The organism is Cupriavidus sp. 09_S30 (genome assembly GCF_056930435.1).
In genome coordinates, this window is the sequence record NZ_JBXOWI010000002.1 from 3,134,002 (window position 1) to 3,150,637 (window position 16,636).

Below are 16,636 nucleotides of genomic sequence, written 5' to 3' on the forward strand. Positions count from 1 at the left end.
CCACTCAGGCCACTCAGGCCACTCAGGCCACTCAGGCCACTCAGGCCACTCAGGCCACTCAGGCCACTCAGGCCACTCAGGCCACTCAGGCCACTCAGGCCACTCAGGCCACTCAGGCCGCGCCGACGAGTGCTCGCGGGGTGAAGCGAGTCTCCTGCGCCAGTTTCCCCCCGCCTGCCGGGCGAACTCCAACCACATAGCCCGCAACAGCGTCTCGAGCCCACTGCCGGAATAGGCAGCCAGCGGGCCGGCCAATGCCTTGTTGCGCCCGCGCTGTGTATCCGGCAGATTCAGGGGCCCCACCAGTGCGCACTGTGCCGGCATGGCGCCATCGGATAGCCCCCGGTCGCGCCAATGGGTCTGCAATACGCCGATCGTCTCACTGTCCACGGGGCGCCTGCGCCTGACGGGATTGCGGGCCTCGATCTGAATCCACATCGCCTCACCCTCCCTGCGCAACTGGCTCCAACGCAGTGCCGCCACTTCCCGCAGCCGCAGTCCGCTGCGGCGCATCAGCAGGGTGACTGCGTGCGCGGTACGGTGCCGTGCGCCGTGGGCGGGGTGGCCAAGCCAGGAGATGAATGCGTCGAGCAGATCAGGTACGGCGCCGGCCGGCTCCGAGCGGGCAGGGGCAGGGCGCGCCGATGCACCGGCCAGGGTTTCCAGCGCAGCTACCGGATTGTGTGCGGTATATCCATGTTTGTGCAGGAACGTATACAGGGCGCGTACGATGCGCAGCGCGGCCCGGCGGGACGCTTGTGACAGACCGCCCTCGAACGGGCGCCAGTGATGCCTGTCGCGCGGCCCTGACGGGCCCTGCCAGAAGGCCGCGGGCTGCGGATCCGCCAGGAATTCATCGTAAGCGAGAATATCTGGCGCGGCCAGGGATAGCAGATCCTTCTCCTGCTTAGTACACCATAGGAGTAACCGCTCACATTCGCGCCGATAGCCCTGATAGGTACTGGTGCTGCGCGCGCGATGGGCGAGCCATTGCCGGACCAAGGCCAATGCATCGGCATGGCTGGGCACGTCGATGGCGGCACGCTGACCCCGCAACATGGATTCAAGCGGCACCGGGTACGCCATGGCGGATGCCAATGGCAAGGGCTGCAGCCGCGGCCGCGCGGCGTGGTCCGAACTGGGCACCACGTGCGGGGCCAGCGAGGCATGCCCGTTCGCCGCACGCAGGTGTCCTTTCTGTGCCAGCAGCCATCGTGTCACCACTTCACCCGAGAGCGCTCCGATCCGCGGCACGCTGCGCCACCAGCCGCCGCCACGCCGATTGGCCAGCGTCACGAGGTCCGAGATACGTCCGATGCCGGCAGCCTGGAGACGGCGCGCCAGGCTCGGGCCGAACCAGAGTCCCACGGCATGATCCAGGTGCGGCGTGCCTTGGCCGAGCCGTTCCAGCTGCGACAGGGCATCCACCCGCCGCCCCATCCCGGTATTCGAGCGCCCCTTGAGCGCGTCGAACATCTCGGCGATGTCGTGGCGTTCATGCTGCAGCGCAAACTGCACCAGACGATCTCGCAGCCCGAGAATGCGCTGGATGGCCTGGTGTTCGGAGAGCTCGCCATCATCGTCCGGATCCAGCAGGTAGCGATTGGCGATTTCGACCGGACGCATGCCTTGTGCATAGGCACGCACGACGGCGAACTCCGTACGGGTCAGCTTTGTGGCGGCGACAGCATCCTGGCTGGCAGACATGGCAATCCTGAGCTAAGTGATTGATCGAAAACCCAATTTTCCGGCCCGTGCTTTGATCCGGCCGATTTCGTCACTTGAAGTGCAATGTAAATTATTTTTGCGTCGCTTGGAAGACTGCCAAAGGAAAGGCGCACCCCATGCGTTGTGTCGGTCAAACACAAAAGTGGATCAAAAATAACATTAAATGGAGCCGACTGTCGGCCCGCACCGAGCGCTTTCGCCATCGGACGGCCTACGGCCAATCCAAGGCCAATCTAAGGCTGATCGGTGACGCGGTCATGCTCCGGCCTGGCCACATTGCGCTCCGCACCAACCGCCCGGGCTTTCCTTGAAATCGACATGGCCAATGCCTATGCTGACCCCAAGAATTAGATTTCCTTAAATCTGATTTAAACGAATTGAAGCGTCCTCGTGACGCAACCGGGGTGGTCCGACATCGTCTCGGGGGGGAAGTCTGCGTGGCCGCACTTGGACGGATCGGCCCGCAAGCCCGGATGCCGACGGACCGTTGGGATGCATAGCCGCAACATAGCGGCGTGCTTCCAGTCGCACATCGGTACCGCTGACGCGCGCCGTTGTGGTGAATAAGAAAGAGAGCGGCCATGGCTTCCATCCTGCTGATCGAGCCTCATCCACTCTTGCACCTGGGTCTGCGCCATCTGCTGGCGCAATCGCGGTTGCATGACGCGATCATCGATGTCGATCCCGACGAGTCGGCGCCTCAGGGCGTCGGTACGAGTCATGCGGATCTCCTTCTGCTGGGCCTGTCCGCCGATCCCGGCGCGGCCGCCAAGCTGCTGCACGAAGTCGGTGCGCGGTACCGGCCACAGCGCATCCTGCTGCTGGTCGACGCGGCCGGCGGCCCTCCTCTTGCGCTTGGTGAACTGCCGGACGCCGTGCGCGGCGTGTTGACCAAGGACAGCAGCGCCGGCGTGCTCGAGGCGGCGATCCACCTCGTGCTGGCCGGTGGCGAGTGCTTTCCCGCTCATGCCCTGACGGCTGCGGCAGGGGCGCTCAGCACGGAGGCAGGCCGCGCCGAGCCTCCCAGGCGCATGCCGCTGGACGTCGACGCGATCACGGGGGGCGCCGAACGTGACGAGACGCCCTTGTCCGGTTCGCACCTGCTCAATATCACCGAGCGGCAGTACGAAGTACTGGCGCTGCTGGCGCGGGGCTACCCCATCAAGACCGTCAGCCGGGTGCTGAACATTTCCGTGGCGACCGCCAAGACGCATGCCTGCACGCTCTACCACCGGCTGCAGGTGCGCAACAAGGGCGAGGCGGTCTACGTTGCCCTGCAGCGCGGCGCCACACTGAACTGGGCCGGACCGGCGCCGGCCCAGCGCCCGATCCGCGAAGCCGCCTGAGCAGATGCTCTCCTTGCGGCGGACCCAGCCAACCCAAGTCCGCCGCACAGCATCCCTTGCGCGGGAGACCGCGGCCGGGGTCTCATCCATTCGGCGGAGCCGGCTAGGCCAAACGCACGACGCGACGCACGATCATCCTTGCTACGCTTGGATCAGGGTATGCGCGGTTCCCGCGCGTGCCTGCCGCCTGCACCCTGGGCATTGCCGCCCCCGGGCCACTAGAACACGTCAATGACGACCATCCTGCTCGCACACAATCGCTTGCTGTGCCAGACGCTCGCGCGGCGGCTGCGGGCGGGCCGCTTTTCCGCACCCCTCGTCAGGCAGGCACCGGAATGGCTGATCAGTGCAGCCGGCGCCAGGCTGTCAACGCGCACGGTGGACTTCGCGCTGCTCGACTGCACCGATGCGCGGGCCGAACCGGCGGTCTTGCTGCGCGCGTTGCGTGCCCGGCTGGCGCCCGCACGCTGGCTGGCCCTGCTGCCCGCGTCGGATCCCGGGCTGGTGCGTCTGGCGCTGACTCTGGGCGCGGCCGGCTGCGTAGTTGCGCCAGCGCCCATCGAGCGCGTGTGGCGTGCCGCAGAACTGGTGCGCGCCGGCGGCCAATGCTTCCCCCGTATCGGACGCATGGCGAGCGCCGCGACCGCGCGAGCCCCGCTTTCGTTCCCATCTTCCGTCTCGTCCCTTTGTTCGATGCGTACTACACCCACCGGATGAGGCGCAAAGGCGCGCCCGCGGCTATGCTGTAGTGCAAGTCGTCGACGAGGCAGCGCCCAACAAGCAGGCGCGCCCGCCAAGCTGTAGCAGGGAGGGGGTCGCATGAATGACGGTCTGGACGTTCTCGTCGTGCGCGGGTTCGCGCTGCGCGAAGGACGAGGGAAATGGGCGTGCTGCTATGAAATCCGGCTCGCCACGGCACGCGATGAACCGTTGCTCTATCGTGGGGAACTGCATGGCAGGTCCTTCGCGACTGAATCGGCCGCGGTTCTCGCGGCGCACGAGGCGGGCGAGCGCGAAGCCATGCGCAGAGTCGAGTCGGTCCGCGCTCAATTGTTGGCGCTACACGCATATTGCAGCATAAGCAACGGATGACAGGCACCGCCGCTGAGGCCGGAATGGCCTGGAGGCCGTGGTGCCGCTTGCACCATCGGAAGGGGCGATAGCCAACGCGTGTTCGGGGGACCCGGAGCGATCCGGGTGCGCAATCGCCAGCATCAAGCGATGCGCACACGCGCACTTCGGCGGCAGTACCAGGCTGCGCCGGACCTCGGTGGCCGCGGTGGAGCCGGCAGCGACAAGCCGGCGTGCCGCGGCCCGTTTCTTTTGCAATCTTCCCCGGCGTTGGTTCCCGCATGCGAGCGAGACGAGCGAGGCGCGGCACGCGCCAAAAAAGAAGCCCGCCGACCGGGGGACCATGCGGGCTTTGGAAAGGGCCGGACGATACTGCATGCCCGGCCACTTCATTGACGATAGCGAATCGCCGGCGCGTCCTGTATCAACCAGAAGCAGCATGCCGCGGGCAGCGCTGGTGGAACTGTCGTGGGATCCCGTCAGACAGCCTTCACGCCGCCGCTGCAGCGAGCACATTGGCTCAACCTTCTGGATGGAGGCGATTGCGATCCAGCGGCATTCGCAATGCGTGTCGGACCACGTTGTTGGGGACGCAGTGAGTGCCGTCCTAACAAGACCTAAAGGCTTTGTGCGCCGTCCAACAGACTCCTGCAAACGCGCGCGCAAACATCCCTGCACGACCGATGGCACGAGCATCTGGCACGGTACAGGGGGAGGCGCGCATGACTGAAGTCAGTGCACAAACTGTCGAACTGTCCGCGCGAAGGCGCTGGTTCGATGTTGGTCATGCGCGTGCGCGAACGGATTGTGATGGCCTGCCCGGAGGTCACTAAGTGTACGGCGACACGAGAACAGGTAGGCGCGGCGATTCCCGATTGCGCGGTGGCAATCCGGTCTGGTCTCACGCCAACAACCACATCGATCTCTGGATCGAACTCCTTCATGGCCTGGACTTTGCACCGGTTGCCGCACTGCCATGCACGGTGCGGCAGGCTTTCGAAGCCGACCACTTTACCCAGTGCCGCTTTCCCGAGGCAGACCTGGAACGGCTCTTCGGCATCAAGGTCCACGCGATGACCCTCTATGATTCGCTCGAAGCGCACGTCGCCGCGCAGACCAGGCGGGGCAATATCGTGGTGATGGAAGTCGATAGTGCCCAGTTGCCGCCGACACCGGGCGCGGGCTACCAGCGCCAGGGCTCTTCCACGTGCATAGGCATCGACGTACTGATACCCGAGGCATCCGAGGTGGGCTATTTCCACTGGGATGGATACCACACGGCAAGCGGCGGCGACTATGCTGCCATCTTTCGCCTGGCCCCGGGCGTACGCAGCCCCGAGGCTCTGTCCTTCACGCATGCGGACGTCGTGAGGCGCACTGCCGAGCCGCGCCGCGATGCCGCCCTGCTGGAGGCCTCGCTTGCGCTGCTGCGCTTTCATCTTGCCAACCGGCCACGGGAGAACCCGGTCACAACGTTCCGCACCGCTTTCCCGGAGCATCTCGACCGGCTGATGTGTCGGGGCGAGTCCGGGTTTCACCACTATGCCTCAGGCGTGCTGCGCCAGCTTGGGGCCAATTTCGAGCTTTTGGCGCGCTACCTGCGCTGGCTGGTGATGCACGGCGAGCGCGTGCCCGTAAAAATGGCCGAGGCGTGTTACACGATGGCCTCCGAAGCAATGGTCATGCAGTTCCGGCTGATGCGCGCGGTGATCAGCCGCAAGCCCGACAAGTGCGAGGACTGCCTTGACCAGCTCGAAGCGTCCTACCAGGCAAGTGTGCCGGCATTGGCCAGCCATTTCGGCGGAAGTGGGCCATGAGCGCACTGGCGGCCCCGTGCACACCGGGGTGATGTGCGTCAACGGCGAATGGTGGTTCGAGGTGTCGTCTGCGCACTTTGCCCAAGGGGCGCATGTCGAAGATATCGAATTCCAGTCGGCTTAGGACTGGTTCCACTTCGCACGGGGCCTCAGCCGGCGTATCCGCCTTTTGCACGATGGCGGGCCGTGCACGCCGTGGATGAAGCCAGCGCCGTGCACTACGCCGGCCAGCCCTGCGGGCTGAGTCCCGCTGCCCACCTGCCTTGCCAAGCGTCGGGCGCTGACCCGGCGCGTTCGCCCTTCCGGCCGACCTACCAATGGATGACGGCGTACCAGCCGTATGCCTACTGTCCCTTTGGTGTTCTATAGCACTTAATTAAAGTCACCACGTCTGCTGGGTTGCCGCGCTAGCTCAGCGGCCATGCAGGCGAGGTAGTCAGACACAGAGTGTGCGGACCTCTCTCGGGGCCGGCGGAGCATCGGCCCGGCGCGATGAACCATTTCGCAGCATGGGACAGGGTTCACAGGCACCGGATAGCAGTTTTCCCAGTATTGGGGTTGGACAGGGGTACGAAAATGATCACGCATCGTTCGGATCTGCATGTCAACTATCTGCTGAATGCCCTGCCGCGCAGCGAATGGGAGGCGCTCGCCCAGCATTTCGAGCTGGTGCGCCTGCGTGCCGGCGAGCTGCTGACGGACTCCGGGCAGCGCATCGTCCACGTCTATTTTCCGACTAGTGCCGTGGTTTCCCTGTTGTCGTTGCTCGAAGACGGCGCGACGGTCGAAATCGGAGCGGCAGGCAATGAAGGGTTGGTTGGCATCCCGGTCGTCACCGGCGGGGACACCATGCCCAGCCGCGTCGAGGTGCGTAGCCCCGGCCTGGCCTATCGCATCCCGGCGCGCGCATTGCGCGCCGAACTGCAGCGCACACCTACACTGCAGCGCGTGACACTGCTCTATGTCCAGGCCATGCTGACCCAGATCGCACAGACCGCAGCGTGCAACCGGCACCATCCGCTCAACAAGCAGCTATGCCGCTGGCTGTTGCTTGCGATCGATCGCCTGAGCTCGAACGAACTGGTGATCACCCAACAGGTGATCGCCAACATGCTCGGCGTGCGGCGCGAAGGCGTGACCGAAGCTACCGGCAAGCTTGAAGACCTCGGCCTGATCCATCATAGCCGCGGCCACATTACCGTACTGGACCGATGCGGACTGGAGAAGCATTCCTGCGAATGCTACAAGCTCGTCAAGCGCGAGTATGACCGCCTGCTGCCCGCAATGGCGCATGCGTGACGACACGCTTGCATTGCACACGCGAACCGATCTGGCCGCAGACACCACTCGTTGCATCTGCCGTCGTATCGTATTGAGGAGCTGGATTCGTGAGCAGACTGTCTTATGCCGGCGGACCGGCCAACCGGGAGGCGCCCCGGCGTGAAGCGCAAGCAGGCGGCTTGCCGCCAGCGCGTACCTTGATGGACCATCTGGGCTGGATCGTGGCCGCCAGCGCCGCCGGCGCCGCGATCGGCGGCGTGCTGGCGCTGTCCACGCCGCAGCAATTCCGCGCCCACGCGCTGGTGCAGATTGAAGCCAGCGACGGAGCAGTACGCAATGTCGCCCAGTCGCCCCAGGCCACCCCCTTCGATGCCGGCTTGCTCAAGAGCCGGGCGGTGGTGGGGCCGGTGGTCGAGCGGCTGCGCCTGGACATCACCGCAGAGCCGCTGCGGGCCCCGCTCGTCGGCGCCCTCATTAACCGGCTTTCCACACCCGGCCAGCCGCGCGGCACGTGGCCGGAAAGCCTGGGCTACGCGTGGGGCGGCGAGCGGCTGGTCGTGGACAGCCTGGCCGTGCCCGAGCGCCTGGTCGACCAGCCGTTGATCCTCGAGGTGCTGCGCGAAGGCTACTATCGTGTCATCCATGAGGACACGGTCCTGGTGGAGGGCAGGGTCGGCGAAAACGCTGCCGGCAATGGAGTAGAACTAAGCGTGGCGCGCATTGAAGCCGCGCCTGGCACCCGATTCGTGCTGACACGGCATGACCTGGCCCGGACCGCAGACGAGGTTCGGCGCGACCTTAGCGTGGAAAGCGAAAGTGGGAATGCCGGCGCCGGCACCGTGCGGGTGGCCTGGCAATATCCGGACCGCCAACTTGCTGCCGCCCTTGTCAACGGCGTGACCAGCGCCTACATCACCGGCCAGACTGCGCAACGCCGCGACGACGCGGCCGGCACGCTGGCCTTCCTGAACAAGGAGATGCCGCGCGTGCAGGCCGAACTGGCGCGCGCCGAAGATGCGCTGACACGCTATCGCGCCCGCACCGGGTCGTTGCAGCCGAGCCGCGACGCCCAGTCATTCCTGAACAACAGCATGGAATACCAGCGCCAGATTGCCGCATTGAAGCTGGAACGCGCGCGTCTGCTGCAGCGCTTCACCACCGATGCCAACGAGGTCAAGACCGTCGATAGCCAGATCCAGGAGATGACGCACGAGCGCGCCGAGATCGACGCACGCATGCAGAGCCTGTCTGCTTCCGAGCGCGAATCCGTTGCGCTGTCGCGTGATGTGAAAGTGGCCGAGGACATGTACATGGCCTTGCGCAGCAAGGTCGAGCAGTTGTCCCTGATCCGATCCGACGGTTCAAGCCAGCTGCGCGTAGTGGACGCCGCCATTGCGCCACTGTCGCCTGTCGGTCCGGGCACGTGGCCGTTCGTGTCCGGCGGCGCGCTGCTGGGCCTTTGCCTTGGCATTGCCGGCATTGGTGTGCGTCAGCGCCTGAAGCCGTCAGTGGCTAGCGCAGCCGACGCCGAGGAGCGGCTTGGCATGGCCATGCTGGGCGACATCGCATTCAGCCAGGAACAGGCCGGACTCGAACGCGCCATTGAAGCCAGGCGGCGCCTGGGGATTGCCGCAGGCTTTGCCATGCCGGCTTGCGCGCGGCTGGAACGCCCCCAGCCGGGCGCCGCTGTCGTCGACGCACCCTTCATTGGCCAGACCGCGCAGCCATGGTTGGCCGACAGCGACGGACTGCTGCGCCAGGGCTTGCATGACGAGTTCCTGCTGGCGCGGCGGGCGCCCCATTCACGTGCGGTGGAGGGCCTGCGCACTGTGCGCGCCGCATTGCATTTTTCCTTGCGCAATGCGCCAAACTGCGTAGTGGCCGTTACGAGCCCTGCCGCGGGCGCGGGAAAGACCTTTTCCGCCGTTAACCTGGGGGTGCTTTTCGCCGAGGCCGGCCAGCGTGTCCTGCTCATTGATGCAGACTTGCGCCGCGGCAAGGTCGCCGAGTGGTTCGACCAGCCCGTGGAACCAGGCCTTGCCGAAGTCCTGGCAGGCCGCATGCCAATATCGGACGCAATCCGCCCGACTGTTGTCAGTGGGCTGTTCATTCTCAACCGCGGCGCCACGCCACCCAATCCGTCCGAGCTGCTGATGCTGCCCACGCTGGCCGAAAGCCTGCACCAGTGTGCCGGCCGATTCGACCTGGTTCTCGTTGACACGCCGCCGGTCATGGCGGTGGCCGATGCGACGCTGGTAGCCAGCCTGGCAGGCTCGACGCTGGTCGTGGTGCGCGCCGATGCCACCCCGACATCCCAGGTCGACGAAACCCTCAAGCGCCTGGCGCATGCCAGCGCCCGCCTGGCCGGCGGCATCCTGAACGGTGTCATGCCAAGACGCAGTAACCGCGCGGACTTCAATAATGTCAATCCATACCTGGGGCTGCCGCTGCCGCCGGCCGAGCCGCAGCGGCCCGCATTGACCAGGCAGGCCGATGAGATGGAGAAGGGCTGAAGCACGCAATCCGCTTGGCCGGGAGCTCCAGCGTACCCGTTTCTGCGTGCGCTGATGGAGCTTCCGGCATCAATCGTGTCAGCAGTGACGCACTGCCGAATCGGACCTCATAGGCAGCGGGCGTCGTACTTCGCCAGTAGTCCAGTTCGCTCTGCGCTCCGCATCGCCATCGCGCCCTTTCATTGCCACCAATTGCGTCCAGTCATGCACGGCAGACGTCAACACGGAGAAAGGCTTGCGTTCCCACACGTTTCAGTGTGGGAACGCACTGATGCAAGCCGAAGGTTGTCGCTCAATAAGCCAATACTGAGTAGAACCCAACACATGGAGGCCCCTGGTATGAAAGCGACCATTCGCAGCATCCTTTCAGAAGTGGCCCGGCTTGAAGTGCCGGTTGATTCGTTGGACGACCAGGCCGATCTGTACGAAGCGGGATTGTCATCGCTGGCCACCGTGCACGTGATGCTCGCGATCGAGAACACCTTCGGCATCGAGATACCTGACCACATGCTGACACGCCAGCTGTTCCGCAGTATCAATTCGCTGGCTGCGGCGGCCGAGCAAATCAAGCAAGAACAGGAGGCCGCATGAGCGCCGCCCACGCCAGTGTTGAACTGGTCCATTCGCAAACCGAGACTGGCACCACCGGGCACTGGCTGGGCGGGGCCCAGATCGCAGCAGCAGAGGCTGCGCGGCATGCCGATCAGGTTGACAGCGATGCAAGCTTTCCGCACCAGGCTCTTGCGGTATTGCGTGAGCAGAGGTTGCTAGGCGCCATGGTGCCTACGGAGTGCGGGGGCGGTGGCGCAACGCTTGAAACGATCGCAGCGGTTTGCCGCGTTCTGGGCGGTGCTTGCGCATCGACCGGGATGATCTACGCCATGCACCAGATCCAGGTCGCATGCCTGGTCAACCATGCCAGTACCAGTGCATGGCACGCCCAGCTGTTGCAGCGTATTGCCAGCGAACAGCTGCTGCTGGCGTCGGCCACTTCCGAAGAGGCAATTGGCGGCGCCTTGCGCAGCAGTGGCTGCGCGGTCAATGCCGACGGTAGCAATCTGCATCTGCTCAAGATGGCGCCAACCATATCCTATGGCGCTCATGCTGACGGCATTCTCCTGACCGCTCGTCGACACCCCGATGCATCGCCATCGGACCAGGTAATGGTCAGCGTGCTCAAACCAGACTACACGCTGGAAAGCCTCTCCACCTGGGACACCCTGGGCATGCGAGGCACCTGCAGCAATGGTTTTCGTCTGGAAGCCCGTGGCCATGTCGACCAGATATTGCCGGTGCCATTCGGCGAGATTGCCGACGTTACCATGACCCCCGTGTCGCACATCCTGTGGTCGGCACTGTGGACTGGTATCGCTGCGGACGCGGTGCAGCGCGCCAAGGCACTGTTTCAGGGACAGGCCCGTGCTCGACCCGGTACCCTTCCTCCCTCGGCCACGCGTGTGGCCGAAGCCGTGGCCATTATCCAGATGATGGAGGGCCGGCTGGAGTTGGCGTTGGCTCACCAGCGTCAGCGTCATGCAAGCCAGAGCGTTTCGGCGGCCTTCAACCTGGCGGCGGAAATGAATGGCCTCAAGACCAGCGTGTCAGCGCTGGCACTCGATGCGGTGCATATCGCGATGCTGGTGTGCGGCATGGCAGGGTACAAGCATGGCACCCCGTTCAGCCTGGGACGCCACCTGCGCGATCTGTGGTCCGCTCCCCTGATGATCAACAATGATCGCATTCTGACCAATACCGCCAATCTGCTGCTGGCGGACCGATCCGCTTGAGGAGCCGCTCATGGACGATACCAGCAGCATGTACGCTGCCGACGACGACGCACCAGCCACCTCAGGTGATCGCCAGGCCGTCGCCGTGCAGGATGCCGACGCAGGCCGGCGCGCCTTCCGGCAGGCACTGATCGATGCCCGAGTGTTGTTTCCGACGGCGGTCGACGGCATCTTTGGCCGCAGCGCACTATTCGAGAACATTGCCGACGGGTTGAACTTCGCAATCAGCCAACTCGGAGCCGATCAGCACGCAGAGGTGATGCGTTTTCCTCCCGCCATGCCGCGAAAGGACTTCGAAGCGAGTGAATACCTCAAGAGCTTTCCACAATTGGCGGGAACGGTGCACAGCTTCTGTGGCAGCGAGCGCGAGCATCGCCGCCTCCTGGCCCGAGTGGAACAGGGCGAGGAGTGGACCGATCAGCAGCGTTCGACAGGGGTGGTGCTGACGCCCGCAGCATGCTACCCGGTGTATCCGGTAGTGGCCGATCGGGGGCCGATGCCTCGAGAGGGGCTGGTGATCGATGTGTTGACATACTGCTTTCGCCATGAGCCTTCGATTGACCCTGCGCGCATGCAGATGTTTCGCCAGCGCGAATATGTGCGGCTCGGCACAGCCGAGCAGATCGTGACATTCCGTCAATTGTGGATGGAGCGAGGTCAACAACTGGCCGTCATGTTGGGTCTGCCACATGAGGTCGATGTGGCGAACGACCCGTTCTTCGGCCGCGGCGGCAAGATCGTTGCCGATAGTCAGCGGGAACTGAAGTTGAAGTTCGAATTGCTGGTGCCGATCAACCATGGCGCACCGCCCACGGCTTGCATGAGCTTCAACTACCACATGGACCATTTCGCCCATGCCTGGCCATTGCGCACCGCGGACGATGCGCCGGCACACACCGGCTGTGTAGGCTTTGGCATCGAGCGCCTGACACTGGCCCTGCTGCGCCACCACGGCTTCGAACTGGCGAATTGGCCGAAGCACGTGCGTGACGTGCTCGGAGGCATCTAGCGCACGGAACAGCGCATGCGGGCGTCGGTACGTGCCAAGCCCCTCCGTGATGGCGCCATGGCAAGCTAGGCCAGACTTACGCGATCGGTCGCGTCAGCTAATGGCTTGAGCGCCTGCGCGTCCCGCGACGGCAGGGAGCATTTGGGAGCGTTCCGTCAGGCCAGCGTTCCGAGCTTGGCTCGTTATCACAGCGGCTGCAGGTCATGAAGGACCTCATTGATCCGAACACCAGCAATTCTGCGCCCGGTCAGCAGGCACTGCCTGGCGGCTGCTCCGGGGTCGCTATCGCAAGTGCCGCGCTCGATGGAGAGTGGACTTGGGTGCAGACTCGCGCCGGTGCGGCCGACAGTCCGGCCGCGCTGGATGCGGATGCAGCTTGGCTGCCGGCCCCGGTCCCCGGTACTGTAGCGAGCGCGCTGCGCGCGGCCGGGCGATGGGACGACGCATTGCCGCCGCCATTGCACCTGCATGACCACTGGTATCGTGTGAGCTTTGCGGGCTATGGCCGGCATCTGCTGCGCTTTAACGGCCTTGCAACGGTGGCTGAAGCCTGGCTCAACGGACAACTTGTCCTGAGCGCGCGGCATATGTTTGTCGCGCATGAGGTGGAGGTCCACCTCGACGGCGACAACCTGTTGTACCTCTGCTTTCGAGCACTCCATCCATGGCTGCGCACGCAGCGCGGCGCGGTGCGGTGGAAGCCGCGGATGATCGTACCGCCCGGTCTGCGGGCGGTACGCACGACGCTGCTTGGCCACATGCCTGGCTGGTGCCCACCGGTGCATGCGGTGGGCCCCTGGCGGCCGGTGGAATTGATCGATCTCGCCAGTGACGACATCCTGCATGGCATGCGCGTCGACCTATGGGGGCAGGTGCAAGGAGATCACGGCGTGATCTCACTGCGCCTGCATTTCCCGGCATCCGCGCCGGCTTCGGGAACATTCGAGGCCGTTGACGGCGAGGGGCGCTGCTATCGTGGTTCCCTGTCGCGCGCCGACAGGTCAACCCTCGAAGGCATACTACGTATCGAACATCCAGGGTTGTGGTGGCCGCATACGCATGGTGAGCCACGACTCTACGGCGTCGATGCAACCATCGACGGGCACGCATTTACCTGTGGCCGGGTGGGCTTTCGCACCGTGTCGTTGGACCGTACCGGCGAGTCCGGGGCCTTCGCGTTGCACATCAACGGCGAGCGGCTGTTCTGCCGCGGGGCGTGCGTCTCCAGCAACGATCTGCCCGGCCTTGCAGACACTGAGGAGGCGTCCAGGCATTGGCTGACGCTGGCGCGCAAGGGCGGCATGAACATGGTGCGCATCAGCGGCGTCACTTGCTATCCGGGCGAAGCCTTCTACCGAATCTGCGACGAACTCGGCTTGTTGGTCTGGCACGATTTCATGTTCGCCAACTTTGACTATGGCAGCATCGGACCTGGCATGGCTCTTACCGAGGACATCACGCGCGAAGTCAGCGAGTGGTTGACGTCAACCCGATCCCATTCGAGTGTTGCGGTGCTGTGCGGAGGTAGCGAGACTGAGCAGCAGGCCGCCATGCTGGGCGCATCGCGCAGCGAGTGGAAGCAACCGCTGTTCGAAGAACTGATTCCCCGCCTGGTTGCCGCCCATCGGCCAGATGTGGTGTATGTCAGCAATTCTCCAAGCGAAGGCGCCTGGCCGTTCCAGCCGGACACCGGCGTGAGCCACTACTACGGTGTCGGTGCCTACCAGCGCCCATTGGCAGACGCGCGCCTGGCGCAGGTGCGCTTCGCAACCGAATGCCTGGCTTTCGCCAATGTGCCCTGTGTCCGCTCGCTTTCGGAGCACGGCCTGACGCCGCCATTGCATTCTCCCCGCTGGAAGGCCGCGGTACCGCGCGACGCGGGTGCGCCGTGGGATTTTGAGGATGTGCGCGAGCACTACCTGCACACCTTGTATGACGTGGATCCGCCGCGCCTGCGATATGAGCAGCCTCAGCGCTACCTGATGCTGTCGCGTGCCGTGGTGGCAGAGATAATGAGTGAAGTCTTCAGCGAGTGGCGGCGGGTCGGGTCGAGTTGCGCCGGCGGCCTGGTCTGGCAGTTGCAGGACCTGTTGCCCGGCGCCGGCTGGGGTATTGTCGATGCGTTCGGGCGCCCCAAGTCAGCCTGGCACGCTTTACGGCAAGTCTGGCAACCGCTGCAGGTGCTGATGACCGATGAAGGCCTCAATGGACTGCATTTGCACGTGCTCAACGAAACGCCGCAGCCGCGCGAGCTGCTGTTGGTGCTGCGCTGCCTGCGCGACGGTGAGACCGTGGCGGCGGAGGCCCGACACAGTCTGCAACTGCCCGCCCGTGGCTCGAAACGTATTGAGGCGGCCGCGCTGCTGGACCGCTTCTTCGACTTCACCTATGCCTACCGCTTCGGCCCGCCGACGCACGATGTGGTACTGGCCCAGCTGCTTGCCGCCGACAGCGGCGAGCAGCTGAGCCAGGCCGCGTACCTGCCTGACCGCCGTGCTGCCACGCTCAAGGATCCGGCATTGCAGGCGCAGCTTGAGCGGGTGGAAGGCGAATGGTGGCTGACGGTGTCAACGCAGCGTTTTGCCCGCTGGGTGCACATCGAGGACCCTGTTTACCAGGCCTCCGAGAACTGGTTTCATCTCGCGCCCGGTAGCAGCCGACGGCTGCGCCTGCAGTACGAGGGTAAGGCCGGGGGAAATGCTGTTCCCAACCCTTCCGGCGAAATCTACGCGATCAACGCGGAGCGCCCGCTTGGCTATGACGGCTGATTCTTTCGACCCTCAATCGCGCTTCGGAAGCAAGGCGGCGAACCCGGCAAGAGCCAGGCACAGATTCACGGGGAAACTGATGCTGTGAATTGCCGCCTGAGTGTGTTCATTACATGATTCACGCCCTTGCGTGGTCAGCGCAACCGAAGGCGGACACGAGGCCCGCCGTGATCTGCTCATAGCAGGATTCGAGCATGTCCAGGCTTTCCATGCAGGGGTCGGCACGCCGGCGCGCTACAGCCCGTGCCAGGCGGAACTGCAACACCTTGCTTTCCGTCGCGATCGTGCGTGCGGCGTCTGACACGGGGCGGGGCACCATGCATCCCTGCTCGTCCAGCCATCGCATCCAGTGGTGCAGCATCTCGAAGTTTGCGCCGAACTGGCGCGGCAAATTGAAGGTATACAGGTGGAAATAGGCGTCGTCACGCGCCAACAGGGAGTCCATATGCGTGCCAAACACCTGTCGCCAGCGTCGCACTGGATTGTCCGCAGGACGCCTGGCCAGATGGTGGCGCATCAGCTCGACCGAGGCGTCGACCAGCGCGGACGACGCGAGCGGTGCCCACATGCGTTTCGCACATTCAGCGTAAGGGAACAGAATATTGCCATTGCTGGTGAGTTCGGGCAAAAGCCTTAGCAGGCCGCGATAGTCTTCGTCCTGCGCGCTGTGGTAGCCCAGGCTGTGGTAGTACCAGACACGCTGGGCCTGGCTGTCGATGCGGTCGATTGCCACCGTGGTCTTCACGTGCTCTCGTCGGTAGGCGGTGGCATGAGTGTCGGGCAGATAATAACTGTCGACTTCGACAAGCACTGTGTGACCGCGCTCTACCTGCGCCACAACGTGCGCCTGCAGCGTGTCATAGACCGCCATTTCCTGCACAACGATCCCATACACCTTCTCCAGATCCATTTGGGGGTACTTGAAAAAGGTGAAGTGGTCGCCTTCAAAGTCTTGTGCAACGGTGAACGCAAGTGCCGCGCGTGGCTCGAGCGTCCAGCCATGCAGCAACTCCACCCACAGGTCGATATAGCAATTGGTTTCCTGCCAGATGGCATCCGATCCATGCAGCGGGTGCGAATGCGAAATCTTCGGCTCGGTGCTACCGAGTGAGCCTCCGCCCTCACGGCGTGCTGTCGTCTGTTTCATCTAGATCCTCCGCACCGTCATTCCCCCATGCGTTGCCATTGGGCATGCGTGTCGACTCCCATTGCAGCGACTCCACAGCCGCCTATCGGTACGCTTCCCAACAGAAGCGGCGACGTGCCCGTCGGTGTGGGCAAACGAAGGGTTGGATCCGGTCAGCTTCAATGGGCAT

General features: G+C 64.4%; 11 protein-coding genes and 1 pseudogene. 10 read left to right on the forward strand and 2 right to left on the reverse strand.

What is annotated here, in order from left to right; all coding sequences use genetic code 11:
- Positions 1-1,182: 1,182 nt before the first annotated feature.
- Positions 1,183-1,707 (reverse strand): annotated as a pseudogene (locus AC1Z3O_RS34210) (phage integrase family protein); the annotation flags it as partial.
- Between the two features lie 602 nt (positions 1,708-2,309).
- Here AC1Z3O_RS34210 and AC1Z3O_RS34215 point away from each other — a divergent pair.
- From AC1Z3O_RS34215 to AC1Z3O_RS34260, 10 genes are all read left to right on the forward strand, one after another.
- Complete coding sequence (locus tag AC1Z3O_RS34215) at positions 2,310-3,074, forward strand: helix-turn-helix transcriptional regulator (protein WP_483521628.1); 765 nt, start codon at positions 2,310-2,312, stop codon at positions 3,072-3,074.
- 231 nt (positions 3,075-3,305) lie between these two features.
- Positions 3,306-3,791 (forward strand): DNA-binding response regulator, encoded by a 486-nt coding sequence (locus tag AC1Z3O_RS34220; RefSeq protein ID WP_483521629.1) that lies wholly within the window; start codon positions 3,306-3,308, stop codon positions 3,789-3,791.
- A 102-nt stretch (positions 3,792-3,893) separates the two neighbouring features.
- Positions 3,894-4,166, forward strand: a complete 273-nt coding sequence (locus AC1Z3O_RS34225; protein WP_483521630.1) for a hypothetical protein — start codon at positions 3,894-3,896, stop codon at positions 4,164-4,166.
- An 812-nt stretch (positions 4,167-4,978) separates the two neighbouring features.
- A complete protein-coding gene (locus AC1Z3O_RS34230) occupies positions 4,979-5,962 on the forward strand; it encodes a DUF1839 family protein (RefSeq protein WP_483521632.1) in 984 nt (327 codons plus the stop codon).
- A 576-nt stretch (positions 5,963-6,538) separates the two neighbouring features.
- Positions 6,539-7,261, forward strand: coding sequence for a Crp/Fnr family transcriptional regulator (locus tag AC1Z3O_RS34235; protein ID WP_483521633.1), 723 nt, complete (start codon positions 6,539-6,541; stop codon positions 7,259-7,261).
- 89 nt (positions 7,262-7,350) lie between these two features.
- Positions 7,351-9,756 carry a polysaccharide biosynthesis tyrosine autokinase gene (locus AC1Z3O_RS34240; RefSeq protein WP_483521634.1) on the forward strand — a complete coding sequence of 802 codons (2,406 nt, stop codon included), beginning with the start codon at positions 7,351-7,353 and terminating at the stop codon, positions 9,754-9,756.
- Between the two features lie 339 nt (positions 9,757-10,095).
- Positions 10,096-10,347, forward strand: coding sequence for an acyl carrier protein (locus tag AC1Z3O_RS34245; protein ID WP_483521636.1), 252 nt, complete (start codon positions 10,096-10,098; stop codon positions 10,345-10,347).
- On the forward strand, positions 10,344-11,543 hold the full coding sequence (locus AC1Z3O_RS34250) for an acyl-CoA dehydrogenase family protein (protein ID WP_483521638.1): 1,200 nt from the start codon (positions 10,344-10,346) through the stop codon (positions 11,541-11,543). Before AC1Z3O_RS34245 ends, AC1Z3O_RS34250 begins: the two co-directional genes overlap by 4 nt.
- A 10-nt stretch (positions 11,544-11,553) precedes the next feature.
- Entirely contained in the window at positions 11,554-12,552 is a 999-nt protein-coding gene (locus tag AC1Z3O_RS34255; RefSeq protein WP_483521639.1) for an amino acid--[acyl-carrier-protein] ligase, read from the forward strand.
- 203 nt (positions 12,553-12,755) lie between these two features.
- Positions 12,756-15,320 carry a glycoside hydrolase family 2 protein gene (locus AC1Z3O_RS34260; RefSeq protein ID WP_483521641.1) on the forward strand — a complete coding sequence of 855 codons (2,565 nt, stop codon included), beginning with the start codon at positions 12,756-12,758 and terminating at the stop codon, positions 15,318-15,320.
- Positions 15,321-15,438: 118 nt separating this feature from the next.
- On the opposite strand, the gene AC1Z3O_RS34265 is transcribed toward AC1Z3O_RS34260, so the two are convergent.
- Positions 15,439-16,467, reverse strand: a complete 1,029-nt coding sequence (locus AC1Z3O_RS34265) for a DUF1839 family protein (RefSeq protein WP_483521643.1) — start codon at positions 16,465-16,467, stop codon at positions 15,439-15,441.
- Positions 16,468-16,636 lie beyond the last annotated feature (169 nt).